This is a genomic window from Aureimonas sp. Leaf427 (assembly GCF_001425485.1).
Taxonomy (GTDB): Bacteria; Pseudomonadota; Alphaproteobacteria; order Rhizobiales; family Rhizobiaceae; genus Plantimonas.
In genome coordinates, this window is sequence record NZ_LMQW01000007.1 from 94872 (window position 1) to 120600 (window position 25729).

Genomic DNA, 25729 nt, shown 5'->3' on the forward strand with positions numbered 1-25729 from the left:
GACCGGGGCATGGGTCCGTCAGCGTGTCCATTTCGGGTCGCCGGTGAAGGCGATCGTCAGCCAGCGGTCGCTTCCGGCGTCGCCGATGGCCTCGCCGACCTCTTCGCGGATGGCGTCGAGGACCGAGATCGTGTCGATCGAAAAGGTCGGCGGCACGACGAAATGCACCTCGATGAGACGGGAGCGTCCGGCTTTGGCGACGTAGGTTCGGGCGTCGAGGAAGCCGTGGCGGGCGACCGCGGCATCGACGGCCGCGCGGACCTGCAGATCGAGGCTGGCGGGGGCGACGAGGAAGACGTCCTTCAGGGCCGCGGCGACGGTGCGCAGGGGCACCGGGATGAGGCAGACCGTCAGGACGGCGAGGACGGCCGGATCGACATAGGGGGTCAGCCATTCATGGCGCGTTCCCTCCAAAAGGAAGGCGGCGGCGAAGGCGAGGAGGAGGGCGCTGGTGATCGCGCCCGACATGGTCCAGCCCTTGATGTCGAGCGCCACGAACTGCGAGCCGATCCGCCGGTTGGCGCGGCGGCCGTAGAGAACCATGCCGAGGCAGATGGCGACGACGAAGAGGGCGTAGCCGATGGCCCAGCCGAACTCGAACGCCCGCCCGCCCTCCAGGATCGTCATGACCGCGTTGACGAAGGCGTAGAAGGACAGAAGCGTCAGCAGCGCTCCGTTGAAGGCGAGCACCATCGGCTCCAGGTGCCAGAAGCCCATCTGGAACCTGCGGCTGGCATCGCGCGCGATCAGCCTCGTCACCAGAAGCGCCAGTCCCGTCATGGCGGCATCGACGGCCGAGAAGACGCCGTCGAAGGCGATCGAGAGCGAGCCGGACAGGACGCCGAAGGCGACGCCGGACGCGCCGACGACGACGGTCATGGCGATGGAGTGTTTGAGGAAGGTCTCTTCGGCGCGATCGGTCATGGCGGACGATGTAGCAGGCGCCGTTTCCGCCGCAAGGCGTCGTGGTCGTCCGGCCGCGGGCTTCGACGCCGCCGTCGCGGAAGGCTTTTCCGAGAGGGGCCGGCGGTCGGCCGTCGCGCCTCATCGGCGTCGGACGGCCGTCCTTCCTCTCCTCGGGGCCCTCTACTCGGCGGCGCGAGCGTTGTTTGGATGCGAGGACGCGGAGGGCGTTCCCCCGGACGAAGGCTCGTCCGTTCCCGGAGCCTCCTGGGCAAGGGTGTGGAGCAGGCCTTGAAGGAAGCGCTCGAGTTCGGCGGCGGCGTCGTCCGGGGCGCCGGAATTGTCGATGCGCAGAAGGGCGAGGGTTCTCGGCGGCGCCTCGGTCGGGACGGTCCGGGCGAGGCGGGCCTCGATTTCCGGCGACGTCTCGCGGCCGCGCGCGGTGATGCGGGCGAGCAGCAGCTCGCGCCGGGCGACGATCTCGACGATCGCGATGCGGCCGAAGCGGGCGGCCGCCTCCGAGAGCGAGCGCCGGGAGAGATTGGCGACGACGATCTCGCCTGCGTCGATCCGCGCCCGGATGTCGGCGGGAAGGCCGTAGGCAAGGCCGTTCGCCCGCCAGGTCAGGCAGAAGGCGCCGGCGGCTTCCGCGTGCGCGAAGGCGGCCTCGTCGAGCGTGTCGTGATCCTCTGAGGCGCCGTCGGCCGTGCGGGTGACGACGCGCCGCGCGAGGCGGATCGGCTCGGCATGGTCGCCGAGACGTTCGAGCGCGAGCCGCGTGACCGTGTCCTTGCCGGCGCCGCTGGGGCCGACGATCGCGACGAGGAGGCCGCGGGCGCGCGGCGCGTCAGGCGACACGCTCGCCTTCCCGCCAGACGCCGCGCACCACCGGCGGCACTTCGTCCGCCTGCCCCGCACGCACGCGGACGAGATCGGCGCGAAGACCGGGGAGGATGGCGCCTCTGTCGCTAAGATCTGCGGCGCGCGCGGGCGCCAGCGTCACGAGCCGGAGGGCGCGGGGGAGGCCGATCTTCGGCGCGAGGAGAAAGACCGCCTGGATCAGGCTGAAGGGCACGTAGTCCGAGGACAGGATGTCGAGCGCCTCGATGTCGATGAGGTCGGCCGCCGAGACGTTGCCGGAATGGGAGCCGCCGCGCACGACGTTCGGCGCGCCCATGAGGACGGACAGGCCGGCCTCTCCGGCGAGCCGGGCCGCCTCGATCGTCGTCGGGAATTCGGCGATGGCGACGCCGAGCTCCAGGCCTTCCGCGACGTGCTCGGGCGTCGCGTCGTCGTGGGAGGCAAGCGTCACGCCGCGCTCGCGGCAGGCCTTCGCGATGGCGAGCCGGTGACCCGGCGCGTAGTCCTCGGACTCGCGCACGCGGCGGGCGCAGAAGGCGTCGAAGACCTCGTCCGACATGCCCGTCTTGCCCTGGTAGTAGGTGCGGTAGACCGCCAGATCGACGAACTGGCGCTGGCCGGGCGCGTGGTCCATCAGCGAGGCGAGGCGGACGCGCGGGTTCTCGACCAAAGCCTCGAAGCTCTCCATCACGTCGGCCGCCGAGACCTCGCAGCGCAGGTGGATGAAGTGCTCGGCCCGCAGCCGGCCCTCGCTCGTGGCGGAGGCGATCGCCTCGCCCATCGCGGTCATGTCGGCCGAGCCGAGCGCGGCATCCTCGTCGATCCCGACGCGCAGCGCGTCGAAGACGGTGGTGATGCCGGAGGACGCGATCTGCGCGTCGTGCGCCTGGAGCGCGGCGTGCCGGTTCCAGCGCACCTTCGGGCGGGGCACGAAATGTCCCTCGATATGGTCGGTGTGAAGCTCCACGAGGCCGGGTACGATGTGATCGCCCTCGCAGTCGATTCCGCCGCTGGCCTTCGACGCGGAAATGTCCGCGATCCGCCCGCCGCGCACGAGGAGACTGCCCTCCACGACCTCGTCGGGGAGGACGATGCGGGCATTGGTGAAGACCATCTCGGTCGTGTTCGTGGTCATGTCGATCGTATCCATGCGCTTGTCGTCTCGTCTTGCGTCCGTCGAAGGAGCCGCTCGTCAGATCACGCGCTTGCGCAGCTGCTGGGAGAGGACGTCCATGATCGTGACGGTCGCCACCACGATGATGAGGATCGCGGAGGCCTGAGGATAGTAGAAACCGCGGATGGTTTCGAAGAGAACCTGGCCGATGCCGCCGGCGCCGATCACGCCGAGCACGGTGGCCGCGCGGATGTTGGATTCCAGCCGATAGAGCGAGAAGGAAATCCAGAGCGGCAGGACCTGCGGGATCACCCCGAAGATGATCTCCTGCAGGCGCGAGGCGCCCGTCGTGCGGATGGCCTCGACCGGGCGCGGGTCGATCGCCTCCACGGCCTCGGAGAAGAGCTTGGCGAGGATGCCGGTCGTGTGGATGAAGAGCGCCATGACGCCGGCGAAGGGCCCGAGCCCGACCGCGACGACGAAGAGCACGGCGAAGACGACCTCGTGGATCGCCCGGAAGAAGTCCATGAGGCGCCGGGCCGGCTGATTCACCCAGACGGGCGTCAGGTTGGCGGCGGACAGGATGCCGAAGGGAATCGACAGGAGAACGGCGAGGAAGGTGCCCCAGATCGCGATCTGGACCGTCGTCACCATCTCGGTCAGGTAGAACTGCCAGTCGGAGAAGTCCGGGCGCAGAAAGCCCTTGGCATATTCGCCCATATTGCCGGCATCGGTGAAGAGATGGGTCCAGCGGCTCATGTCCGCCGGGCCCCAGCTCCAGGCAAGGACGCCGATCGCGCCCGCCAGCACCAGGAGATTGCCGGAGCGGCCGCTGGTCGTCGCGCCGGCCTCGCGCAGGCGGGACAGTTCGGTGACGTCGCTCATGGGGATGGGCTGCCTCTGTCGGAATGCGATGGAGGCACGGGGACGGTCGCCTCGACTGTCCCCGTGCCTCCGGCGTGTCGGATCAGCCCTGCGGGGCGCTCGCGAGCTTGGCTTCGAGAGCGGCCTTCTTCTCGGTCAGCTCCTTCAGCTTGGCGGCCTTTTCGTCGCTGGAGAGCTTGGCGTCGCCCGTCACCTGCGCCATCGACTTGGCGACCTCCATCATCCGGATCGGCAGGAGCTGGTCGTCCGTCGAGGCGCGGAAGGGCGCCCATTCGAGGCCGGAGAGAACCTTGATCTCTTCCGCCTTGTCGCCCTTGGTCTTGTCGGTGCCGTAGGCGAGGACGAAGCTGCGGATCTTGTCCTTGGTCTCGGCGGAGAGCTCCTTCGACCAGACCAGCGGGTCCGACGGGATCAGCGGCGACTTCCAGATGATCTTGATCTTCTCGAAGGCGGCCGGCTGGTTCTTCTCGATCAGCGCGAGGTTCTCGGTGTTGTTCGCCGCGGCGTCGAGCTGCTTGTTGGCGACGCCCATCGCGTTGGTCTCGTGATTGGCGTTGGTGACGTTCTTGAAGCAGGCCTTGGGATCAATGCCCCTGGCCGCGAAGACGAAGGTCATCGGCACGAGGTAGCCCGACGTCGAGTTGGGATCGCCGAGGCCGAAATTGACCGACTTGTCGCATTTGAGGAGGTCGTCGACGCTGGTCAGGGCCGAATCCTTCGGCGCCAGGATCAGGCCGTAATAGCCGGCCTCGCCGCTCTCGGGCACGGTCTGCGCGAAGACTTCGCCCTTGGCGCGGTCGACCGCTTCCATGGCCGACTTGTTGCCGAACCAGCCCATCTGCACCTTGCCGAAGCGCATGCCCTCGATCACGCCCGCATAGTCGGAGGCGAAGAAGGGCTCGATGTCGAGGCCGGTCTCCTTCTCCATGTCGGCGATGAAGGGCTCCCATTTGTTGCGAAGGTTCTGCTGGGACTCGGTCGAGATGATGCCGAAATTGACGGTCTCGGCCGAGTGCGCCGAGGTGGCGCTGGCAATGGTCGAGGCGAGCAGGATCGCCGCCATGCCGGAAAGGATCGCGTTCATTGTCGTCTCCGAGGTTGGGGAAGGGTCAGGCGGGCTGAAGGGCGCCGCGCCGTTTCGTCGGCACGGGCAGGGGCTCGGGCAGGGGCTCGAACTCCGGGCCGTTCGCGGTGGGAACCGCCGGCGTGTCCGGCAGAACCAGTTCTTCCGAGGCCGAGCCGTAGAGCTCGGACAGGAATGCGTTGGTGAGCTCGCTCGAGGGGCCGTCGAAGACGATCCGCCCCTCGCGCATGGCGATCGTGCGGGCGAAGTAGCGCCGCGCATATTCGACCTGATGGAGGGAGACGAAGACGGTGATCCCGTCCGTCCGGTTGATGTCGGCGAGAACGTCCATCACGCGCCGGGCGGAGGCCGGATCCAGCGAGGCGATGGGCTCGTCGGCGATGAGGATGCGCGCCCGCTGGACGAGCGTTCGGGCGATGGCCGCGCGCTGCTGCTGCCCGCCCGACAGGGTGGAGGCCCGCTGCGCGCCGACATCGGGAATGCCGACGCGGGCGAGCGCCGCGCGGGCCTCCATGCGCTCGGCGGCGTTGAAGATCGCGAAGGTTCCGCGCCACCGGGGAATGCGGCCGAGCTTGCCGATGAGGACGTTGGTCAGCACCGAGAGTCGGTTCACGAGGTTGAACTGCTGGAAGATCACCGAGACGTCGCCGCGCATGCGCCGCAGGCCTTGGGAAAACCGGCCTCCGGCCTGCGTCGGCGTGCCGAAGATCTCGATGCGGCCCGCCGCGCCGTCGCCGCGCTCGAGGCCGGCGACGTGACGGATGAGGGTGGACTTGCCCGAGCCGGACGCGCCGATCAGCGCGACCATCTCGCCGGGCTCGATGGTGAGCCCGACATCGGCGAGAGCCTGCGTCCCGCCGAAGCGTTTGGAAAGGTGAGCGACGGAGATCGCGGTCATTCCGGTCGTCCCTGTTCAGCGTCGAACTGTTGAAATTCCATCGACAATTTCACGGTGCCATGTGCCCTGGGTGACCGTCCGATGAAGGTTCGATGACGGTTTCATGCCGGTGACCCCGATCTTCGACACGTCGAAGATCAGGCTGAGACGGCGGCATCAGCCGCCGCCGCGCCGGTTGGCGCGGGATACCGGCGATCCCTTGTCGGGGCCGCCGGTTTCATAGGCCTGCAGAAAGGCCTCGGCATCGAGGTTGCGAAAGTCGTCGAGCGCGGCGAAGAGCGCCTCGTGCGACCAGTCCCACCAGGCGAGCGCCTGCATCCGCGCCGCGGTTTCGGGCTCGAAGCGCGGACGGATGACGCGCGCCGGAACGCCGCCGACGATCGTGTAGGGCGCGACGTCGCGCGAGACGACGGCGCCCGAGCCGACCACCGCGCCGTCGCCGATGGTGACGCCGGGCAGCACCGTCGCGCCATGGCCGATCCAGACGTCGTGGCCGATCGTGACCCGCTTCGCCCGCCGCTGCGCGAAGAACGCCGCTTCGTCCCCGGCGCCCTCGAAATAGTCGCCGGCCCGGTAGGTGAAGTGGTGGAGCGTCGGGCGCTCGGTCGGATGGTTGGTGGCGTTGAGGCGCACCATGGAGGCGATGTTGGCGAACTTGCCGATCGTGGTCGCCCAGACCGCGCAGTCCTGCATCAGGTAGGAATAGTCGCCGAGCACGCTCTCCGAGAGGCGCGAGCGCGCCTCGACCTCGGTGTAGCGGCCGAGCGTGGAGGTCTCGACCTCGGCGCTCGGATGGACGAGCGGCACGGTCTCGCTGAGCTTGCGCATCAGGCGGCCTTTCGGGCGGAGAAGGAGGAGATGTCGAGAATGCGCGTCGCCACCGCGTCGCGCACGGTCTCGTCGTGGAAGATGCCGAGAATGCCGACGCCCTGCCGGAGCTTCTCGCGGATCATCTCCACCACGACGGCCCGGTTGACCGCGTCGAGCGAGGCGGTCGGCTCGTCGAGGAGGAGGATCGGATGGGCCGTCAGGAAGCCGCGCGCGATGTTCACCCGCTGCTTCTCGCCGCCCGAGAAGGTCGCGGGCGGAACCTCGAAGAGCGCGTCCGGCAGATGCAGCCGGCGCAGCATCGCGGCCGCGGCCGCGCGGGCCTCCTCGCGCGGGGTGCCGGAGCGAACGAGCGAATCGGCGACGACGTCGAGCGCGGAGGCGCGGGGCACCGCGCGCAGGAACTGGCTGACATAGGCGATGCTGCCTTCGCGCAGCTTCAGGACGAGGCGCGGGTCGCCGGTGGCGAGATCGCGCATTTCGCCCGTCTCCCGCTCGCGCACCAGGATCTCCCCGCGATCCACGGCATAATTGCCGTAGACCATGCGCAGGATCGAGGACTTGCCGACGCCGGACGGGCCGCCGAGCACGACGCATTCGCCGGGATGGACAAAGAAGCCGACATCCCGGACGACGGGAAGGCGAAGGCCGCCGCGCAGATGCACGGTGAAGGATTTCGCGACGTCGCGCACGCGGAGCAGCGGGGCGTCGTCGTGCGGACGAAGCGGGAAGGGAGAGGCCGGCATCGTCAGGACTCCGGGATCGAGGCGACGAGGAGCTGCGTATAGGGATGGTGCGGATCGTCGAGCACGCGGTCCGTCAGACCCTCCTCGACGACGCGCCCCTCCTTCATCACGATCATGCGCTGCGAGAGGAGGCGCGCGACGGCCAGATCGTGCGTGACGATGATGACGGAGAGGCCGAGATCGGCGACGAGGCCGCGCAGAAGATCGAGCACCCGCGCCTGCACGGAGACGTCGAGCCCGCCGGTCGGCTCGTCCATGAAGACGAGCCGGGGATGGGTGACGAGATTGCGCGCGATCTGCAGCCGCTGGCGCATGCCGCCGGAGAACTCCGTCGGGCGGTCGTCGATCCGGCCGGCATCGATCTCGACGCGGCCGAGCCAGTCGTCGGCCGCCGCCCGCAGCCGGCCGTAATGGCGCTCGCCGACCGCCATCAGCCGCTCGCCGACATTGGCGCCGGCCGAGACGCGCATGCGCAGGCCGTCGGCCGGGTTCTGGTGGACGAAGCCCCAGTCGGTGCGCATCAGGAAGCGCCGCTCGGCCTCGCCGAGACCGGCGAGATCGCGCATCTCGCCGTCGCGCATGCGGTAGGAGACCGAGCCGGCGCTGGGCGCCAGACGCGCGGACAGACAGGAGAGGAGCGTCGTCTTGCCGGAGCCGGACTCGCCGACGATGGCGAGGACCTCGCCCGGCCAGAGATCGAAGGAAATGCCGGTGCAGCCGATCCGCGCGCCGTAGCGCTTTTCGAGGCCGCGAGCGGAGAGAAGGGGAAGCGCCTCGCTCATCGCGCGGTCTCCGGCCCGGCGAGAGGCGTCGCGGCGCTCTCGCTCTGCGTCGCGCCCCCGCTTTTCGTCGCGCCCTGGGTCGCACAATGATCGGTGTCGGAGCAGACGAACATGCGCCCGCCCCGGTCGTCCGTCACGACCTCGTCGAGATAGACGCCCGTCGAGCCGCAGATGGCGCAGGGGCGGTCGAAATGCTGGACGGCGAAGGGATGGTCCTCGAAGTCGAGGCTGCGCACCTTCGTATAGGGCGGCAGAGCGTAGATGCGCTTCTCGCGCCCCGCGCCGAAGAGCTGGAGTGCCGGCGAGCGGTCCATCTTCGGATTGTCGAATTTGGGGATGGGCGAGGGGTCCATCACGTAGCGGCCCTCCACCATGACGGGATAGGCGTAGGTCGTCGCGATCTCGCCGTGGCGGGCGATGTCCTCGTAGAGCTTCACATGCATCAGCCCGTATTCCTCCAGCGCGTGGAGGGTGCGCGTCTCGGTCTCGCGCGGTTCGAGAAAGCGCAGCGGCTCGGGGATCGGGACCTGGTAGACGAGGATCTGGCCCTCGCAGAGCGGCGCCTCGGGAATGCGGTGGCGGGTCTGGATCATCGTCGCCTCCGCCGTCTTCGTGGTGGTCGCGACCCTGGCCACGGTCTCGAAGAAGGCGCGGATCGAGACCGCGTTCGTCGTGTCGTCCGAGCCCTGGTCGATGACCTTCAACACGTCGTCCGGCCCGATCACGGCCGCCGTCACCTGCACGCCGCCCGTGCCCCAGCCATAGGGCATCGGCATTTCGCGCGAGGCGAAGGGGACCTGATAGCCGGGGATCGCGATGCCCTTCAGGATCGCGCGACGGATCATCCGCTTGGTCGATTCGTCGAGATAGGCGAAGTTGTAGGCGGGCAGGTTCGCGGTCATTGCGCAGCCTCCGAGAGGTCTTCGTCCCGCGCGGTCTGGCCGAAGCGCTCGCGGTTCAGCCGGCGCACGAGGTCGAGCTCGGCCTGGAAGTCGACGTAATGGGGCAGTTTCAGATGCTCCACGAAGCCCGTCGCCGCGACGTTGTCGCAATGCTCCAGAACGAACTCCTCGTCCTGCGCGGGCGAGCGGCGCTCCTCGCCGAACTCGTCGGCCCGGAGCGCCCGATCGACCAGGCTCATCGCCATGGCCTTGCGCTCGGACTGGCCGAAGACGAGGCCGTAGCCGCGCGAGAAGCGCGCGGGCTCGTCCGGCCCGCCCGTGAACTGCGCCACCATCTGGCATTCGGTGACGCGCACGCGCCCGATCGGGACGGAGAAGCCGAGCTCGGGCAACTCGACCTCGACCTCGACGAGCCCGATCCGGATCTCGCCGACGAACGGATGGGTGCGCCCGTAGCCGCGCTGGGTGGAATAGCCGAGCGCGAGGAGAAAGCCCTCGTCGCCGCGCGCGAGCGCCTGAAGGCGAAGGTCGCGGCCGGCGGGAAAGTCGAGCGGATCGCGCGTGATGTCGCCGGGCTCGCCGTCCGCCGCGCCGTCCGCCTCGATCAGGCCTTCGGCGCCCAGAAGATCGGTGACGCGCGGAATGCTCGGCGCGGGCTCCGTCTCGCGGCGTTCGGGCCCCGCGACCTCGGCCTCCCCGGCAAGGGTCGGGTCGAGCAGGCGGTGCGTGTAGTCGAAGGTCGCGCCGAGCAGTTGCCCGCCCGGCAGGTCCTTGTAGGTCGCCGAAACGCGGCGCTCGATGCGCATGGCGGCGGTGTCGATCGGGAGGGCCGTCCGGAAGCGCGGCAGCGTCGTGCGATAGGCGCGCAGGAGGAAGATCGCCTCGATGAGATCGCCGCGCGCCTGCTTCACCGCGAGCGCGGCCAGCTCGGGATCGTAGAGCGAGCCCTCCGCCATGACCCGGTCGACGCCGAGCGCCAGCTGCTCGGCGATCTGCGCGATCGTGACCGAGGGCAGGCTGCGGTCGCCGCGCCGGCGGTCGGCCAGCAACTTGTGCGCATTCGAGATGGCGGCCTCGCCGCCCTTCACCGCGACATACATGGATCAGGCCTCCTCGATCCGGGTGGTGCGGGGCAGGGCCATCATCGCAGACCCCGCGACGAGGACGAGATCCTGCCCGCGCGGGAAGAGCGCCGCGTTGGCCGCGCGCGCGGTCACGAACCCTTCGGGCAGGCCGAGCGGCGCGACGGTGCGCGACGTCTCGATGCCGGGACCGGTCAGGACCAGCGGCGGGCCGCCCTCCAGCGCATCGACGGAGAGGATCAGCGTCGCCGAGCGGTCGGGATAGGCTTCGTCGCCGAGGGGCAGCCGGCGCCAGAGCGCGGGGTCCGAGCCATGGCCGAGCACGGCGAAGGCGGCGTCCTCGGGATCGTCCAGCACGGCGGCGCCGGTCTGGAAGGCGATCCAGGCGGCCGCTTCGTCCGCCCTTTCGCCTTCGATGAAGACCGGCGCATCGGCGTCCGCGAGCGTCGCCAGAATCGCGGCCGTTGCCGGCGACAGGGGAGCCGGGCCCGTGGCGTAGCCGCTAAGATCGGCGATCGTGCCGGGGCGGGCCATGGCATCCATGATCCGGCGAAACACGGTCTGGGCGTCGAAGACGGGATCGGCGAAGCCGCCGAGAACGGCGTCCTGCGAGAGTGCGGCCATGGCGATCAATCCTCCCCTCGGACGAGCGTGAAGAAATCGACGCGCGTCGCCTCGACCTCTTCGGCGCGGTCGGCGGCAAGCGCTTCATCCTCGGCCAGCGCCGGCGCGACGATCTCGGCCTCGATGCGGTCCTGCCAGGACGGCACCTGCCAAAGCGCGTCGAGATGGGCGGCCATCCGGGCCTTCTCGGCATGGCGGCCGAGGATCATGGCATGGCCGACCTCGCCGCTGTCGAGGCGGACGCTGGCGCGCGAGACGCTGGCCTCGCCGAGATTGAAGGCGGCCCCGCCGCCGCCGGCCCGGCCGCGCAGCATGACGAGGCCGATCTCCGGCCCGCGCACCGGCATGGCGGCGGGCGCCTGTGCCGCGATGGCGGCGTAGCGCTCGGCCAGAAGCTCGGGCGAGGCGATCGCGAAGGCGCCGATGGCGCGGCGCCGGCCTGCCGTCCTGTCGTCGGGGATCGCATCCGCCATGGCCGCCAACCTGTCTAGTTATCTATACGAGTCGTCTTGACGTCCGTCTTAGCCGGTGGCCTGTGACGACATGATGACGAGAGGCGAAGGAGACGGTGCAATCATGCTCGATGAGCCCGATAGCGGGATCGCGCGGTGGCGCCGGATCGCCGACGATCTGAAGCGGGCGATCGCCGATGGAACGATCCGGGATCGCGCGCCCGCCGAGAGCGAGCTGGCCGAGCGCTACGGCGTGAACCGCCACACGGTGCGCCGGGCGCTGTCCGTGCTGAACGCGGAGGGGCTGCTGCGGACCGAGCGGGGCAAGGGCACGTTCGTGAACCCGCAGGCGCCGCGCCTTTCCTATCCGATCACCGCGCGCACGCGGTTCTCCGAAAACCTCGCCCGTCAGGCCCGCTCGCCCGCCGGCCGCCTGATCCGGGCCGACCGCGTGGCGGCGGACGGGCCGCTCTCGGCCGCGCTCGGCTGCCGCCCCGGCGCGCCGCTGCACCGGCTGGAGACGCTGCATGTCGCCGACGGCGTGCCGCTCTCGGTCGCGACGTGCCATTTCTCCGCCGAGCGCTTTCCCGGCATCGTCGCCGCCTATGCCGAGACGGGGTCGATCACCGAGGCGCTGAAGCGCGAGGGCTGCGCGGACTACCGGCGGCGCGAGACGCGCATCTCCGCCGGCCGCATCTCGCCCTCCGACGCCGAGCATTTCGGCCTCGGCCCCGATGCGATCATTCTCCTCGCGGTGGCGATCGACGTCGATCTGGAGAACCGCCCCATCCAGGCCATCCGCACGCGCTTTGCCGCCGATCGCATGGAGCTTCTGGTCGAGACGGGGTCGGAGCCGTCGTGACGGCGGCGGTCGGCGCGAGCCGGGCGCCGATCAGGCGGCGAGCGCTCTGACCTTGCCGGGGGCGGTGCCGATGATGCGCTTGAAGGCGCGGCTGAAGGAGGCTTCCGAATCGTAGCCGAGGCGATGGGCGGCTTCGGCGATGCGCATCCGGTCGCGCAAGATCCATTGCCGGGCCTGGTGCATCCGCACTTCGGCGACGTAGCGCGCCGGCGTCTCGCCGACGATCGCGGTGAACTTCGCCGCAAAGCCGGAGCGGGAGATGCCCATCCGCTTGGCGAGTTCGGCCACCGTCCAGTCGTGTTCCGGCTCGGCATGGATCGCGGCGAGCACCCGGCCGACATCGGGATCGCGCATGGCCGCGATCCAGCCGGCGGAGTTGCCGCAGCCGTTCTCCACCCAGGAGCGGATGATCTGCGCCGCCATCACGTCGGCGAGGCGCGCGAGAATGCCGCTCGCCCCGACGCGGCTCATCGTGCATTCCGAGACCATCGCCTCCAGGAGATGCGGGATCGCCGGATCGCTCACCATCAGTTCCTGCGCGCGCATCAGATCCGGCATCAGCCGCATCAGCGGATGGAGGCCGTCCAGATTGAAGCGCATGGAGCCGCAGAAGAGGACCGTCACGTCGCCGGTCTCGGCACGCGCCTCGGCGCCGGCATAGTCGTAGACGGTCTCGCAGATGGCGAGCCGGTCGTTTCGCGGGAACGGGCGCGGCGGGATATCTGGGCGGCTCGCCAGCGTATGGGCCGCGCCCCGCGGCACCAGCACGGCGTCGCCCGTCCTCAGCGAACTCCACTGCCCGTCGGGCCCGAGCAGCCAGCAGCCATGGCCGGCGACGAAGTGGAAATGGGCGTGGGCCTGCGCCGGATAGTGGAAGCTCCAGTCGCCGACGATGCGGCTGCGATGATACTCGACGCCGTCGAGCCGCAGCCCGCGCAGCATGTCGGTGAGCGGGTCGGAGCCGTTCGAGCCGAGTGTTTTGGACGATCTGTCAAGCATGGAGGCGTTTCTAGCATGGAAACGCCAGGGAAACGAGCCTAGCTTCTTGCCCTGCACTGCACCATCTGGACGCTGCCCCATGACCGACATCAGCTGCCCCACCGATTTCGCCGATCCCGCCGCGCCGCCGCCGGCCGCCGTTTCCGAGCGTGCGCACTGGCCGGCGGTGTTCTCGCTGTCCTTCGGCGTCTTCGGCCTCGTCACCGCCGAATTCCTGCCCGTCAGCCTTCTCACGCCGATGGCGGCCGAACTCGGCGCATCGACGGGCGCTGCCGGCCAGGCGATCACGGCGACCGCCGTCGTCGCGGCCTTCGCGGGGCCGCTTCTCGTTCTCGGCTCCGGCCGGCTCGATCGGCGCTCGATCGTCTGGGTGCTGATGGCGATGCTGGTCGTCTCCAGCGTCCTGTCGGCTTTTGCGACCGACATCACGACGCTTCTCCTGGCGCGGGCCGTGCTCGGCTTCGCGCTCGGCGGCTTCTGGGCGATGATGATCGCGCTGGCGATCCGCCTCGTGCCCTCCGCCGACGTGCCGCGCGCCATCTCGACCATCATCATGGGCGTTTCCGTCGCCACGGTCTTCGCGGCGCCGCTCGGCGCCTTTCTCGGCGACCTGTGGGGATGGCGCGCGACCTTCCTCGCCGCCGCAGCGCTCGGCGCCGTCGCGTTCTGCGTCCAGCTCGTGACGCTGCCCCGGATGCCCTCGGCCTCCGCGCCCGGGCTCGCGGCGTTTCGCGAGGCGCTGTCGCAGCGCGCCGTGTTGATCGGCATCGGCACCGTGCTTCTGGTGATCTCGGGCCATTTCGCCGGCTTCACCTTCATCCGTCCCTTCCTGGAGGACGTGCCGCGCCTCGACGTGGCGACGATCTCGCTGGCGCTCTTCGCCTTCGGGGCCGGCGGTTTTCTCGGTAACATCGCAGGCGGGGCCATCGCCGCGCGGAGCCCGGCCCTTGCCGTCGGCATCGTCTCGCTTCTGATCACGGGGGCCGCGCTGGCGCTGATCCTCTTCGGGGCGAACGCATCCGTGGCCTTCGCGGCGACGGCGCTCTGGGGCTTCGCCTTCGGCGGCTTCCCCGCTTCGATCTCGATCTGGAACGCGCGCGCCGCGCCGGATCTGGCCGAAAGCGCCGGCGCTCTCCTCACCTCCGCCTTCCAGGTCGCGATCGCGAGCGGCGCGGTGATCGGCGGTCTCCTGATCGACGGGGTCGGCCCCGTCGGCGTCATCGTCTACTCGGCGCTCGCCGTCCTTGCCGGCGCGGCCGTCATGCTGGTGCTCGGCCGGCCGATGGAGCGGCTCCTGCCGCCGAGCTGACGGCGCTCGCCGTTCCCTTCGGAAGAACGAAAGGCCGCCGGGGCAAGAGGCTCCGGCGGCCTTGTTCGTTCACGCGGGCGACAGGGGCCGGACGCCGCTCTTCGCCGGCCGGCGAGGGGCCGCGGGCGTCAGGACCGGCCGGATTTCGGGCCGCCGGCGATCGTGATGATGGCGATGATGATGAGGCCGGTGAGGAGAAGGCGTAAGCCCGCGCCGACGCCGAACGTGTTCAGCATGGTGACGAGAAGATAGAGGAAGAGGGAGGCGCCCCAGAGCCCCGCGACGTTCGACTGGCCGCCCGAGACGAGCGAGCCGCCGACCACGACGACCGCGATCGAGGCGAGAAGATACTCCTCGCCCATGTTCAGCGACGAGCCGCCGGAAAAGCCCGCGAGCACGGCGCCGCAAAGGCTCGCGAGCATCGCCGAGAGCACGTAGGTGAAGAACCGCACGCGGTCGACCCGGATGCCGGCAAGACCCGCCGCGCGCGTGTTCTGCCCGATCGCGGAGACCGAGCGCCCGTAGACCGTCCGGTGCAGGACGACGGCCATGACGATGCAGAGAAGAAGCGTCGCGATGGCGAGATAGGGAATGCCGAGGATGCGGCCCGTGGTGAAGGAGGCGAAGCTTTCGGGCGGGCGCACGCGCAGGCCCCGCCCGTAGACGATCGCCACCGACTGGATGAGGAAGCTCGCCGAAAGCGTCGCGATGATCGGCGGGATCGAGAGGAGGCGGATCAACGCGAAGTTGAAGCAGCCGACGAGGACGCCCGTTCCGATCGCCGCGGCGAGCCCGAGCGCGATGCGCGCGTCGCTGCCGTCCATGACGACCATCGCCACGGCCCCGGCCAGCGCGATCGTCGCCGGGATCGACAGATCGACATTGCCGGGGCCGGTCGTGACGACGAACATCTGTCCGAGGCCGACGATGACGTACATGGTCGCGAAGGTGAGGGCCGTCGTCAGGATGTCGGTCGCGCCCATGCCGCCGGTGAAGGCGATGGTGGCGAGGAAGATCAGGGCGGCGCCGATGAAGGAGAAGAGCCACGGGCGGCCGGCCAGGAGACCGGGCGAGCGCCCCGCGCGGACGGCGGTCATGCGGCTCTCCGTTCGGTCTGGTTCACCAGAGCCCGCAGCGCGAGCACGAGGATGAGGATCGCCCCTTGCGCGCCGATCTGCCAGTCCGGCGAGATGCGCAGGAAGGACAGGAGCGAGCCGGCGAGCGTCAGCGTCAGGGCGCCGATCACCGCGCCGATGGGCGAGACGCGCCCGCCCGTGAACTCGCCGCCGCCCAGGATCACGCCGGCGATGGACAGAAGCGTGTAGCGCAGGGCGATATTGGCGTCGGCCGAGGTGGTGAGACCGACGAGGGTGAGGCCGCTCAGCGTGCCGAAGGTGCCGCAGAGCGCGTACATGGTCATCTTGGCGCGCAGGAGCGACCAGCCCGCCCGCTGCACCGCCTGCGGGCTGCCGCCGGCTCCGCGCAGGACCGCGCCCGCCGAGGAACGCATCAGGAAGAGATGCACGCCGACGGCCAGCACCGCGCTCGCGATGATGGCGAAGGGCACGAGCGGCGTCTTCAGCTTGACGAGGGCGGAGAGCCAGGCCGGCGCGCTGCCGCCGGGCGAGGGGAGGAGGAGCACGGCGGCTCCCAGCCAGACGAAGCTCATGCCGAGCGTCACGACGATGGACGGCAGGTTGCGCCAGTGGATGAGCGCGCCGAGCGCGGCATAGACCGCGATGCCGGCGAGAAGCGCGGCGACGCCGAGAACGGGGTTCACCGGCAGGATCGTCGCTCCGATGCAGGCGACGAGGCTGACGAAGCCGCCGATCGACAGGTCGAGATCGTTGACCGTGATGACGCAGAGCTGCGCGATCGTCGCGAGCGCGATCGGCAGCGCGAGATTGAGCATGAGGTTCAGCCCGAGATAGCTCATGGCCCTCGGCTGGATGATGAAGATGACGCTGAGGATCAGGATGAAGGAGACCGGCGGCAGGAGCGCCCGGAGAAGGCGCGGGGTCGCAAGGCCGCCCATCACGCCGCCTCCCCCTCGAAGGAGGATTGCAGGATGCGCTGTTCGGAAAGCTCGTGGCGCGGCAGGTCCGCCACGATCGCCCCGGAGCGGAAGACGTAGATGTGGTCGCAGCTTTTCAATTCGTCGAACTCGGTCGTGTACCAGATGAAGGTGCGGCCCTTGTCGGCTTCCGCCCGCACGAGGGCATAGACCTCCTGCTTGGTGCCGATGTCGACGCCGCGCATCGGGTCGTCCATCAGGATGATCTGCGCATCCGACGCCAGCGCCCGCGCGAACAGCGCCTTCTGCTGGTTGCCGCCGGAGAGGGTCAGGATGTTGTTGCCCATGTCGGGCGTGCGGATCGCGATGCGCTTCTGCCATTCGTCCTCCACCGCGCGGGCCTTTTCGGCATCGACGAGGCCGAAGCGCTGGAGGCCGCCGAGCGAGCGGATGGTGACGTTCTCGCCGATCGACCAGAGCGGGAAGACCCCGTCGGTCTGGCGGTCCCCTGCGACGAAGGCGACCCGGCCGTCGAGGCGCGCGAAGCGCGAGCGCCGGTGGACGGCGTTGTGGAGGAGGACGAGGAGCCCGGTCTGCCCGTGTCCGGCAAGACCGGCGAGGCCGACGATCTCGCCGCGCCGGGCCTCGAGCGCGAGGCTTCCGCCCTTCGGCGTGCGGGCCGTCGCGACGATCGCGCCCGTCGAACGCGGCCTGTGTGCCGCCTCGCCGTCGGACGCTGCCTCCTCGGCCACGACGTGGCCCATGCAGGCCACCAGCGATGCGCGGTCGAAGGCGCCGGCGGGACGCAGATCGACGACGCGCCCGTCGCTCATCACCGCGATCCGGTCGCAGGTCGAGAGGATCTCGCCGAGAATATGCGAGATGAGAATGATGCTGCCGCCCTTGGCGACGAAGCGGCGCACGAAGGCGAGAAGCTGCGCGGCGATCGTGGCGTCGAGAGACGAGGTCGGCTCGTCGAGGATGACGAGCCGCAGCGGCTCGCCCGTCGAGGCGAAGACGCTGGCGATCTCCACCATCTGGCGCTGGCCGAGCGCCAGATCGCCGACGAGTTCGTTCGCCCCGATCCCGTGACCGGGGAAGATCTCGTCGAGCTTGTCGAGGATCAGCGCGGCCGCGCGTCTGCGCCAGCCCCAGCCCTTCAGGGCACCGTGCCGCACGCGCGTGTTCTCGACGACGCTGAGATTGGGGCAGAGCGAGAGTTCCTGGAACACGCAGGCGACGCCCGCGCGATGGGCGCGCAGAACATCGTATGCGCTGGTCGCGTCCTCGCCCATGATCTCCAGACGCCCCTCGTCCGGCACGACGTTGCCGGCCAGAACCTGCATGAGGGTCGACTTGCCCGCGCCGTTGTGGCCGGCGAGCCCGAGACATTCGCCGGCCCGGATGTCGAGATCGATGCCCCGAAGCGCCCGGACGGCGCCGAAGCTCTTGGCGATTCCGGCAAGGCGCACGAGGGAACTGTCGCGGCGCCCGATGTCGGGCCCCTCGGCGGTGACGGACATGGCGATGCCGATCCTTGGATGCTGGGTCAGGGGCCGGACCGCCGAGGCTCGGCGGTCCGGATCGATGCGTGCCGGCTTACTTCTTGGCCGCGTCCGCGATCACCTTCTTGGCGTCGTCGAGCGAATATTCGACATTGGCGACGCCGCCCGCCTGGGTGGTTTCGAGCGAGGTCTCGAGGCCGGCCTGATCGATGGCGAGGAAGGGCACGACGAGATCCTTCGGCACGTCCTGGCCGTCGAGGATCTGCTGGGCGACCCAGAAGGCGAGCGTCGAGACGCCGGGCGCGATGGAGACGGACATGGTCTCGTAGCTCGAGGCGTCCTTCTGCGCCTTCCACCAGCGCAGCTCGTCGTCGCGATTGCCGAGGATGATGGTCGGCGTCGGGCGGCCGGCGGCCTTGAAGGCCTCGGCGGCGCCGAAGCCGTCGCCGCCCTGCGTCACGACGCCGACGATCTCGGGCAGGCTCGGCAGGACGCCGGCGACCGACTTCTGCGCGACGGTTTGCGTCCAGTCGCCCTGCACGGCGCTGACGATCTTGAACTTCGGATTGGCCGCGACGCCGGCCGCGATGCCCTCGTGGATCTCGGTGTCGACCGAGGTTCCGGCGAGGCCGCGCAGTTCCAGGAGATTGCCGCCGTCCGGATAGCGCTTGGCCAGATAGTCGAGCTGGCCGGACCCCATCTTCTTGAAGTCGACCGCGACGCGCCAGGCGCAGGGCTCGGTGACGATGCCGTCGAAGGAGACGACGACGATGCCGGCGTCGCAGGCTTCCTTCACCGCGCCGTTGAGGGCGGTCGGCGATGCCGAGTTGACGACGATGGCGCTATAGCCCTGCAGGATCATGTTCTGGATCTGCGCGGCCTGCTCGGTCGCCTGGTTCTCGGCGGTCGTGAAGGCGTCCGCGCTCTTCACGATGCCGTCCGCGACCGCCTTCTTGGTGATCGTCTCCCAGCTGGTCAGCATGGCCTGGCGCCAGGAATTGCCGGCGTAGTTGTTGGACAGGGCGATGGACTTGTCGGCCGTTTCGGCGCTGGCGCCGCCGGCGAGGCCGAGAGCGAGGGCTGCGACCGACAGGGTCGTTGCGAGTTTGGTCTTCAAGAAATCCTCCCCAGGATACACGTCTGCGCCGGAAGAATTCCGGCGGGATGCTCATGCGCTGCTCGGGCCCGGTCTGTCCCGCCGCCGGTTTCGTCCGGCGCCGGTCGCTACCGGCCTCCCAGCCGGTTTCGTGCCGCGCGTCGTCCGGCGGCCGTCGGGCGGCAATCTGCGGGAGGCCGATGGCTCTGTCCAAGGCCCGATCCGCACCTCTTTTGCGGGAACCCGCATTGAAGATGCCGGATCGCGCCGCCGAAGGAACGCCTTCCCTCTGGCGGGCGCCGCCTGAACATGGTCGTCTCGCGCCATGACGCACGCGGCTCTCCCGTTCGACCAGGCTCCCCGACGATCGCTCCGGCCCCGCCTCGGCGCGGAGGCGGTCTTTCGCCGGCTTCTCCACGTCTCGAAGGCGCTGGCCGGCCAGCTCGACTTCCAGACCGCCATCCAGGCCGTCTCCGAAGAGCTCGCGCACATCCTGCCGCACGATCATCTCGACGTGTGCATTCTGCGCCGCGACGAGCATGTCGCCTACGAGGCGGGCGCGCACACGGCCTGGAGCCTTAACGAACGGCCGCTGCCGGTGACGGGAAGCCCGATCCGCCTCGTGCTTCTCGGCGAGGCGCCGTTTCTCCTGACGGGGGACGCGATGGCCGATCCGCGCTTCCATTTCGAGGGCGCCTTCTCGCATCCGATCTTCGAGGAGGCGCTGCGCAGCCGCATCCATGTGCCGCTTCTCGTGCGCGGCGAGATCATCGGCGCCTTTTCCTGTTCGAGCCGCGAGGCGGATTTCTACGAGACGGGCGACGTGCCCTTCGCGCAGCACGTGGCCGATATGCTGGCTCCCTATTTCTTCGCCCTGCGCGTTGCCGAGGACACGCGGCTTCTCGCCATCGAAGAGGCGGAGGGCCGGGCGCGGGAGGAGGGCCTGCGCGAGGGCGCGCTGCGGCTGACGGAGGAGCTGGAGCGCGAGCGCCAGCGCATCGGCATGGACCTGCACGACATGACCCTCGCCGATCTCACGCGCATCTCGCGCCGCGTCGAGAGACTGCGCGCGGCCGAGAGCCTGGAGCCGGACGTGCTGGAGCCGATCGCCGCCGGGCTCGACCGTTGCATTCGGGAGCTGCGCGAGATCATCGACGACGCGCGGCCCAACGTCCTGCAGCTCTTCGGCCTTGCCGACGGCATCGAGGATTTCCTGGAACGGGCGCTCGACGCCGGCGGCGCCAACATCGCCTGGCGCTTTCGGGACGAGAGCGAGGGCTGCGTCGACAGGCTGGAGGATTCGCTGCGCGTCGCGCTCTTCCGCATCGTGCAGGAGGCCGTCAACAATGCCGCCCATCACGCCGAGCCGTCGCTGATCGAGGTGGACATCCGGCGCGAGGCACGCGGCGGCGACGCCCATCTGACGATCGAGATCCGCGACGACGGGATCGGTTTCGCCTCCCTCCAGCAGCGCAAGCGCGTCGGCGGCATCCGCAACATGCAGACGCGCGCCCGTCTCGTCGGGGCGTCGTTTCAGATCGCGCGGCGGACGGACGCGCGGGGCACGCTCGTCGCCCTGTCGCTGAGGCTTCCCAGCCTCGGCGAGACGACCGGAGACCGGCCATGAAGGTGCTGATCGTCGAAGACGACGCGGTGCATCGCTCGTTCCTTCGCGACGTTCTCGTCGGCACCTTTCCCGGCTGCGAGCTTCTGGAGGCGGAGAACGGCCTCGTGGGCGAGAAGCTGGCGCGCGAGCACGGCTCGACCAACGTGGTCGTCGATCTCCAGATGCCGCAGCGGACCGGCGTCGAGATGGCGCGCACGCTCTGGCGCGAACGGCCCGCGACGTCGATCATGTTCTGGTCGAACTATGCGGACGAAGCCTATGTGCGCGGCGTCTCGCGCATCGTGCCGGCGGGCGCGGCCTATGGCTACGTCCTCAAATCGGCCTCGGAAGAGCGGCTCGGCCTCGCGTTGCGCGGCGTGTTCCTGGAGGGCCAGTGCGTGATCGACCGCGAGATCCGCACGGTCCAGCAGACGACGGCCGAGCGGTCCGACAGTTTCAGCGACGTCGAATACGAGATCCTGCTCGACCTCGCGCTCGGACTGACCGATCGGCTGATCGCCGAACGCCGGAGCGTCTCGCTCCGCAGCGTCCAGAACCGGCTGCAGCAGATCTACGACAAGCTCGGCGTCTACGAATCCGGGGGCGGATCGGACGCCTTCAACCTGCGCATGCGCGCGGTGACGCTCGCCTTCCTGCGAAAGCTCCTCAACCGCGGCAGCCTGGAACAGGCCAATGCCGAACTCGACCTCTGGCTCGCGCGCCCCCGATAGGCGCGCATGGCGCCGCTGCGAACGATCAGAGAACGCCCTTGTCGCGCGCCTCGCGAAGCCCCTCGACGAAGGCCCGTTGCACCTTGACCTGTTCGAGGAGCTTCTCCGTTCGCGCGACGGCGTGCTCCAGCTGTTTGGCGACGTCGGCCTGGCTGGCCGCCAGCTGCTCCGGGGTCGGCTGCTTGATGGCATAGAGGGTTTCGTTGACGCCGCGCGAGCTCAGCTCCCGCATCCGCTTCACCAGTCCCTCGTACTCGCGGGACGTCTCGGCCGACACCTCCTCCAGCACCGCGACCATTCGATCGAAGCGCTTGGCATCCGTCTCGTCGTCGCGTTCCTTGGACCGGATCGCTCGTTTGAACGCATTCAGCATCGTCGCCCTCGCTCGCCGCTCATCCCCGCACGCTTCCCTTCGTCGCCCCGCTTGCGGCCCGGCGTCAACTCCCCTGGCCACATCACGACGGCATCGGCACCCGCGCGGCGAGGCCTCGGCCGATCTCGGACGTCATCGCAGCCAAAGACGGCGACCGCGAAGGGGGCTTCCTTCGGTGCATCGGAGATGGCCGCCGAACGTTCCGGCACCGCGATCGCGTCACCGGCGCTGGCTCATCGCGCAGAGAAGTTCGAACATCATCGTGGCGCCCGTCAGCGCCGTCAGTCCGCTGGGGTCGAGCGGCGGCGACACTTCCACGAGATCGGCGCCGACGATGTCGAGCCCGGCGAGACGCCGCACCATCGCCTGCGCCTCCCGTGTCGTGAAGCCGCCGATCTCCGGCGTCCCCGTGCCGGGCGCGAAGGAGGGGTCGATCCCGTCGATGTCGAAGGACACGTAGAGCGGCCTCTCGCCGACGATCGCCCGCGCCTCGTCCATCACGGAGGCCGGCCCGCGCTCGGCGAACTCCTCGATGAAGACGATGCGAATCCCGGTCTCCTGCGCGTAGTCGAAGTTCGCGGCGCCGGAGATCGCGCCGCGGATGCCGATCTGGATCGAGCGCCTTGGGTCGATCAGGCCCTCCTCGATCGCCCGCCGAAAGGGCGTCGCGTGGTTGTAGCGCTGACCGAAAAAGTCGTCGAACGTGTCGGAATGCGCGTCGAAATGGATAAGGCCGACGGGCTCGCCGCGATGGAGACCGCGCAGGATCGGCAGCGTGATCGAATGATCGCCGCCGGCGGTGAGCGGCCGGGCGCCGGCATCGGCGATCTCTCGGAAGAAGGCCTCGATCGAGGCGAAGCTCTCCATCAGGTCGAGCGGGTTGACCGGCGCATCGCCGCAATCGGCCACGCGCAGCTCGTCGAAGGGCGAGCGGCCTGTGACGTGGTGAACCGGGCGGACGAGGCTCGACTGGTTGCGGATCTCGCGCGGGCCATGGCGCGCACCCGTCCGGTTGGTGGCGCCGCCGTCGAAGGGCACGCCGACAAGGGCGACGTCGACCTCGCCGGGCCGCGCCTGCGGCAAGCGCATGAAGGTCGCGGGACCGGCAAAGCGCGGAACGGCGCCGGAGTCCAACGGCTTGAACCGCATCTGTTCGCTTGGCGTCATCGCGGCCCTGTCCTTCTGCCGACCGTTTCGTTTCGACCTTAAGCGAAACGAACGGGACGTGGAGGAAAAAGGCGAGCTGCGTGCGTCAACGACGGAGAACGAAGCGGGTGATCATCGGTTCTGCCGCCCGTCGTGCCGATCTCGTATCCGCGACGACGTCGCAGAACGACACGATGCGACCGTTAGCGTGGCGAGCTGTTCAATGTCCGTTGTCGTGAGTGGTTCTGGCGGAAAGGGGGGGATTCGAACCCCCGATACGGTTGCCCGTATGCCGCATTTCGAGTGCGGTGCATTCGACCACTCTGCCACCTTTCCGGGGCGGACATATCTTTGAAAGTGATCGATCTGTCCAGATGGGGCGGTGGCTTTTTTCGAGGTTTGCCGTGATTTGTCGTTTCGCGCTGTCGCCGCGGGGCTACCGCGCCGCGCGGCACCCAGGGTGCGCCCCGATGCGCGAGTGGCTGGCACGGGCCCGCTTGGGCGTGTTCGCCAGAGGTGCGAATGTGTGGGGGCGGATTGACCTGCGGGGTTTGTGACGCTAGGAAAACGCAGGATGGGCGTGGGGTGACCTGCGTCGATCGATGGCGGCTGCTTGCGAGAGCGGGCGTCGGCGCGGAGCCTTCGGGCTTGGCGGACGAGGGCGGTTCGGTCGGTTGGCCGGGGCCGCCAAGAACAACAAGAAGACGGCCCGGGTTTTCCCGAGAGCCGGCGCGAAGTCCAAAGAGGTTTTTCATGTTTGCAGTCATCAAGACCGGGGGCAAGCAGTATCGTGTCGTCGCCAACGACGAGTTCACGATCGAGCGCATTCCCGGAGAGGCCGGCGACGCCGTGTCCTTCGCCGAAGTTCTGATGGTCGGCACGACGATCGGCGCGCCCTTCGTCGCGGGCGCTTCCGTCGCCGCCGAGATCGTCGAGCAGACGCGCGGCCCGAAGGTCATCTCCTTCAAGAAGCGCCGTCGCCAGAATTCCAAGCGCACCCGCGGCCATCGTCAGGACCTGACGCTGATCCGCATCGGCGAGATCCTGACCGACGGCAAGGCGCCGTCCGAGAAGGCTCCGGCCGCCGCCAAGACCGAGGCTTCGGCCGCTGCCGCCGCGTCCGCGCCGGCCGTCGCCGCTTCCGAGGACACGTCGTCCGCTTCGGCCGAAACCGCCGCCAAGAAGCCCCGCGCGCCCCGCAAGCCGAAGGCTGCCGAGGGCGAGACGGGTTCCGAGGCCTAAGGGTTCAGCGGCCTTCGGGTCAGCGCTTCATAGAGATCAGGAGACTTTACGATGGCACATAAGAAAGCAGGCGGTTCTTCCCGCAACGGCCGCGATTCCGCCGGCCAGCGCCTCGGCGTCAAGAAATCGGGCGGCCAAGCGGTCATCCCGGGCAATATCATCGTGCGCCAGCGCGGCACCCAGTGGCATCCGGGTGCCAATGTCGGCATGGGCAAGGATCACACGATTTTCGCGACGGCCGAGGGCGTCGTCACCTTCCAGACCAAGGCCCGAGGCCGAGCGTACATTTCCGTGACCCCGAAGGCCATCGCAGCAGAGTGACCGGAGCAGATCGAGCGCCGGTGTCCCAGAGACCCCCGGCGCATCGATCCGGCCCAGAGCGGGCGGCCTGACGCGAGACTTGGAGGGGAGATGGGGCACCATCTCCCCCTTCGCGTTTTAGGATTCCCGCCGTGGAACAGGACTTCGACTCCCTTCTCGCAGACCCTCTCGAACCGATCGCCACGCGGCGGCTCGTGCTGCGGCGGCCGCAGCTGGCCGATGCCGACGCGATGGCGCAGCTCGCCAATGACCGCGGCATCGCCACGATGATGGCGCGCCTGCCGCACCCCTACGAGCGCGAGCATGCCGAAGCCTTCCTGGAGACCTGCGACCAGGAGCTCGTCTATGCCGTGACCTGCCGGGACGACGGTGCCTTCATGGGGCTCTGCGGCGTGCGCGCGACGCCCAAGCCCAGCCTCGTCGATCTCGGCTACTGGCTCGGCCGCCCCTATTGGGGCAAGGGCTACACGACCGAGGCCGCGCAGGCGCTGATCGATCTCTCCTTCACCCGGCTCGGCGTCGAGCGCGTGACCGCCAATTGCCGGGCGATCAACCTCGCCTCGCGGCGCGTCCTCGAAAAGTGCGGCTTCCAGCACCGGGGCACCGGCACGTTCCTGTCCATGGTGGCCGGGCGCGTGGCGAGCGAGGACTTCACGCTGGATCGGCGGGCCTGGGAATCGCTGAAGGCCTGGGGGCGGGACTGATGCGAGGGCTGGCCGCCCTCGCGGCGCTTGCGATGCTGGCCGGCTGTGCGCGTCTGCCGGCACCCGATGCCGCGGGCGCGTTTCGGCCGGAGCTCTTCTTCCGAGGAGCCAGCGTCAGTCGCGGCGACATCCGCACGGCTTTCGTCTTCGCCGAGCCTTTCACGGCGGATTTCGAGGGACGGGAGACCGAGGGCGCGTTCGTGCTCGACGAGCATTTCCACTTCGCGGACGGGGACCGGCTGCAGCGCTGGCGCCTTCGGCCGGTGGAGCATGGGCGCTACGAGGGCACGGTCGAGACGGAGGACGGGGAGGGGCGCCTCGCGCGGCCTCTGCCCGTCGAGGGATATCGCACGGCGCGCGGCTTCGTCATGACCTATGACGGGTTCGCGCCGGGCGGCGGGGCGACGCGGCTGCGGTTCCGGCATGTGATGGAACGGCAGGGCGACGGTTCGGTATCGAACCTTGTCGCGATCTCGAAGTTCGGCCTGCCGCTGGCATCGGCGGATGTCGTCTTCTCGAAGCCGGCGCCGGGAGGCTGAGCCCGGCCGGGGCCGGGTCGTCCTGCCACTGTCAGGTCGGACACGGAAGCCTCGACAGGGCGCGGCGGCGTCTGCGGCGCTTGTGCATTAAGTCTTCGCGCTCTCGGCGCGAGGCGGTAAA

28 protein-coding genes and 1 tRNA gene are annotated in these 25729 nt (G+C 69.4%); 8 read left to right on the forward strand and 21 right to left on the reverse strand.

Annotation, left to right across the window (positions count from 1 at the left end; translation table 11 throughout):
* Window positions 1–18: 18 nt before the first annotated feature.
* The 13 genes from ASG62_RS06740 to phnG form a co-directional block, all read right to left on the reverse strand.
* Window positions 19–924, reverse strand: a complete 906-nt coding sequence (locus ASG62_RS06740) for a cation diffusion facilitator family transporter (protein ID WP_056695498.1) — start codon at window positions 922–924, stop codon at window positions 19–21.
* 162 nt (window positions 925–1086) lie between these two features.
* A complete protein-coding gene (phnN, locus tag ASG62_RS06745; protein ID WP_056695499.1) occupies window positions 1087–1761 on the reverse strand; it encodes a phosphonate metabolism protein/1,5-bisphosphokinase (PRPP-forming) PhnN in 675 nt (224 codons plus the stop codon).
* Window positions 1751–2914: an alpha-D-ribose 1-methylphosphonate 5-triphosphate diphosphatase gene (locus tag ASG62_RS06750; protein ID WP_082537276.1), complete on the reverse strand. Its 1164-nt coding sequence runs from the start codon at window positions 2912–2914 to the stop codon at window positions 1751–1753. The genes phnN and ASG62_RS06750 overlap by 11 nt, the downstream gene beginning before the upstream one ends.
* Window positions 2915–2956: 42 nt before the next feature.
* Entirely contained in the window at window positions 2957–3763 is an 807-nt protein-coding gene (phnE, locus tag ASG62_RS06755) for a phosphonate ABC transporter, permease protein PhnE (RefSeq protein ID WP_056695502.1), read from the reverse strand.
* Between the two features lie 82 nt (window positions 3764–3845).
* On the reverse strand, window positions 3846–4847 hold the full coding sequence (phnD, locus tag ASG62_RS06760) for a phosphonate ABC transporter substrate-binding protein (protein WP_056695504.1): 1002 nt from the start codon (window positions 4845–4847) through the stop codon (window positions 3846–3848).
* 25 nt (window positions 4848–4872) lie between these two features.
* Window positions 4873–5745, reverse strand: coding sequence for a phosphonate ABC transporter ATP-binding protein (gene phnC / locus ASG62_RS06765; RefSeq protein ID WP_082537277.1), 873 nt, complete (start codon window positions 5743–5745; stop codon window positions 4873–4875).
* Window positions 5746–5901: 156 nt separating this feature from the next.
* Complete coding sequence (locus ASG62_RS06770) at window positions 5902–6576, reverse strand: DapH/DapD/GlmU-related protein (RefSeq protein ID WP_056695679.1); 675 nt, start codon at window positions 6574–6576, stop codon at window positions 5902–5904.
* Window positions 6573–7319, reverse strand: a complete 747-nt coding sequence (gene phnL, locus ASG62_RS06775) for a phosphonate C-P lyase system protein PhnL (protein WP_056695506.1) — start codon at window positions 7317–7319, stop codon at window positions 6573–6575. The genes ASG62_RS06770 and phnL overlap by 4 nt, the downstream gene beginning before the upstream one ends.
* A 2-nt stretch (window positions 7320–7321) precedes the next feature.
* Window positions 7322–8101, reverse strand: coding sequence for a phosphonate C-P lyase system protein PhnK (phnK, locus tag ASG62_RS06780; RefSeq protein WP_056695507.1), 780 nt, complete (start codon window positions 8099–8101; stop codon window positions 7322–7324).
* The gene (locus ASG62_RS06785; protein WP_056695509.1) at window positions 8098–9003 is read right to left on the reverse strand and encodes an alpha-D-ribose 1-methylphosphonate 5-phosphate C-P-lyase PhnJ; all 906 of its coding nucleotides are present in this window, start codon (window positions 9001–9003) and stop codon (window positions 8098–8100) included. The genes phnK and ASG62_RS06785 overlap by 4 nt, the downstream gene beginning before the upstream one ends.
* Window positions 9000–10103: a carbon-phosphorus lyase complex subunit PhnI gene (locus ASG62_RS06790; protein ID WP_056695512.1), complete on the reverse strand. Its 1104-nt coding sequence runs from the start codon at window positions 10101–10103 to the stop codon at window positions 9000–9002. The genes ASG62_RS06785 and ASG62_RS06790 overlap by 4 nt, the downstream gene beginning before the upstream one ends.
* Window positions 10104–10106: 3 nt before the next feature.
* Window positions 10107–10709, reverse strand: coding sequence for a phosphonate C-P lyase system protein PhnH (phnH, locus tag ASG62_RS06795; protein ID WP_056695683.1), 603 nt, complete (start codon window positions 10707–10709; stop codon window positions 10107–10109).
* A 5-nt stretch (window positions 10710–10714) separates the two neighbouring features.
* Complete coding sequence (phnG, locus tag ASG62_RS06800; RefSeq protein ID WP_056695685.1) at window positions 10715–11182, reverse strand: phosphonate C-P lyase system protein PhnG; 468 nt, start codon at window positions 11180–11182, stop codon at window positions 10715–10717.
* 103 nt (window positions 11183–11285) lie between these two features.
* On the opposite strand from phnG, the gene phnF reads away from it, so the two are divergent.
* Window positions 11286–12023, forward strand: coding sequence for a phosphonate metabolism transcriptional regulator PhnF (gene phnF / locus ASG62_RS06805; protein ID WP_056695514.1), 738 nt, complete (start codon window positions 11286–11288; stop codon window positions 12021–12023).
* Between the two features lie 30 nt (window positions 12024–12053).
* On the opposite strand, the gene ASG62_RS06810 is transcribed toward phnF, so the two are convergent.
* Window positions 12054–13022 (reverse strand): AraC family transcriptional regulator, encoded by a 969-nt coding sequence (locus ASG62_RS06810; protein ID WP_056695515.1) that lies wholly within the window; start codon window positions 13020–13022, stop codon window positions 12054–12056.
* 79 nt (window positions 13023–13101) lie between these two features.
* Between ASG62_RS06810 and ASG62_RS06815 the strand changes: the two genes are divergently transcribed.
* Complete coding sequence (locus ASG62_RS06815; RefSeq protein ID WP_056695518.1) at window positions 13102–14331, forward strand: MFS transporter; 1230 nt, start codon at window positions 13102–13104, stop codon at window positions 14329–14331.
* A gap of 128 nt (window positions 14332–14459) precedes the next feature.
* On the opposite strand, the gene ASG62_RS06820 is transcribed toward ASG62_RS06815, so the two are convergent.
* The 4 genes from ASG62_RS06820 to ASG62_RS06835 all read right to left on the reverse strand — a co-directional run bounded on the left by ASG62_RS06820 (window position 14460) and on the right by ASG62_RS06835 (window position 18943).
* Entirely contained in the window at window positions 14460–15428 is a 969-nt protein-coding gene (locus tag ASG62_RS06820; RefSeq protein ID WP_056695521.1) for an ABC transporter permease, read from the reverse strand.
* Window positions 15425–16366, reverse strand: coding sequence for an ABC transporter permease (locus ASG62_RS06825; protein WP_056695523.1), 942 nt, complete (start codon window positions 16364–16366; stop codon window positions 15425–15427). Before ASG62_RS06825 ends, ASG62_RS06820 begins: the two co-directional genes overlap by 4 nt.
* Window positions 16366–17868, reverse strand: a complete 1503-nt coding sequence (locus ASG62_RS06830; RefSeq protein WP_056695524.1) for a sugar ABC transporter ATP-binding protein — start codon at window positions 17866–17868, stop codon at window positions 16366–16368. Before ASG62_RS06830 ends, ASG62_RS06825 begins: the two co-directional genes overlap by 1 nt.
* Before the next feature lie 76 nt (window positions 17869–17944).
* Window positions 17945–18943 (reverse strand): ABC transporter substrate-binding protein, encoded by a 999-nt coding sequence (locus tag ASG62_RS06835; RefSeq protein WP_413814184.1) that lies wholly within the window; start codon window positions 18941–18943, stop codon window positions 17945–17947.
* A gap of 328 nt (window positions 18944–19271) precedes the next feature.
* Here ASG62_RS06835 and ASG62_RS06840 point away from each other — a divergent pair, with 328 nt between their 5' ends.
* Window positions 19272–20573, forward strand: coding sequence for a GAF domain-containing sensor histidine kinase (locus tag ASG62_RS06840; protein ID WP_082537278.1), 1302 nt, complete (start codon window positions 19272–19274; stop codon window positions 20571–20573).
* Window positions 20570–21283, forward strand: a complete 714-nt coding sequence (locus ASG62_RS06845) for a response regulator transcription factor (protein ID WP_056695529.1) — start codon at window positions 20570–20572, stop codon at window positions 21281–21283. Before ASG62_RS06840 ends, ASG62_RS06845 begins: the two co-directional genes overlap by 4 nt.
* A gap of 25 nt (window positions 21284–21308) precedes the next feature.
* On the opposite strand, the gene ASG62_RS06850 is transcribed toward ASG62_RS06845, so the two are convergent.
* From ASG62_RS06850 to ASG62_RS06860, 3 genes are all read right to left on the reverse strand, one after another.
* Entirely contained in the window at window positions 21309–21656 is a 348-nt protein-coding gene (locus ASG62_RS06850; protein ID WP_056695531.1) for a hypothetical protein, read from the reverse strand.
* Between the two features lie 219 nt (window positions 21657–21875).
* The gene (gene speB, locus ASG62_RS06855) at window positions 21876–22823 is read right to left on the reverse strand and encodes an agmatinase (protein ID WP_056695533.1); all 948 of its coding nucleotides are present in this window, start codon (window positions 22821–22823) and stop codon (window positions 21876–21878) included.
* A 225-nt stretch (window positions 22824–23048) separates the two neighbouring features.
* Window positions 23049–23138: transfer RNA gene (locus tag ASG62_RS06860), tRNA-Ser, on the reverse strand.
* A 417-nt stretch (window positions 23139–23555) separates the two neighbouring features.
* Between ASG62_RS06860 and rplU the strand changes: the two genes are divergently transcribed.
* The 4 genes from rplU (at window position 23556) to ASG62_RS06880 (ending at window position 25608) form a co-directional block, all read left to right on the forward strand.
* Window positions 23556–24044 (forward strand): 50S ribosomal protein L21, encoded by a 489-nt coding sequence (rplU, locus tag ASG62_RS06865; RefSeq protein ID WP_056695534.1) that lies wholly within the window; start codon window positions 23556–23558, stop codon window positions 24042–24044.
* 51 nt (window positions 24045–24095) lie between these two features.
* Complete coding sequence (rpmA, locus tag ASG62_RS06870; protein WP_056506592.1) at window positions 24096–24365, forward strand: 50S ribosomal protein L27; 270 nt, start codon at window positions 24096–24098, stop codon at window positions 24363–24365.
* 131 nt (window positions 24366–24496) lie between these two features.
* The gene (locus ASG62_RS06875) at window positions 24497–25069 is read left to right on the forward strand and encodes a GNAT family N-acetyltransferase (RefSeq protein ID WP_056695536.1); all 573 of its coding nucleotides are present in this window, start codon (window positions 24497–24499) and stop codon (window positions 25067–25069) included.
* Entirely contained in the window at window positions 25069–25608 is a 540-nt protein-coding gene (locus ASG62_RS06880; protein WP_056695538.1) for a DUF3833 family protein, read from the forward strand. Before ASG62_RS06875 ends, ASG62_RS06880 begins: the two co-directional genes overlap by 1 nt.
* Window positions 25609–25729: the final 121 nt, after the last annotated feature.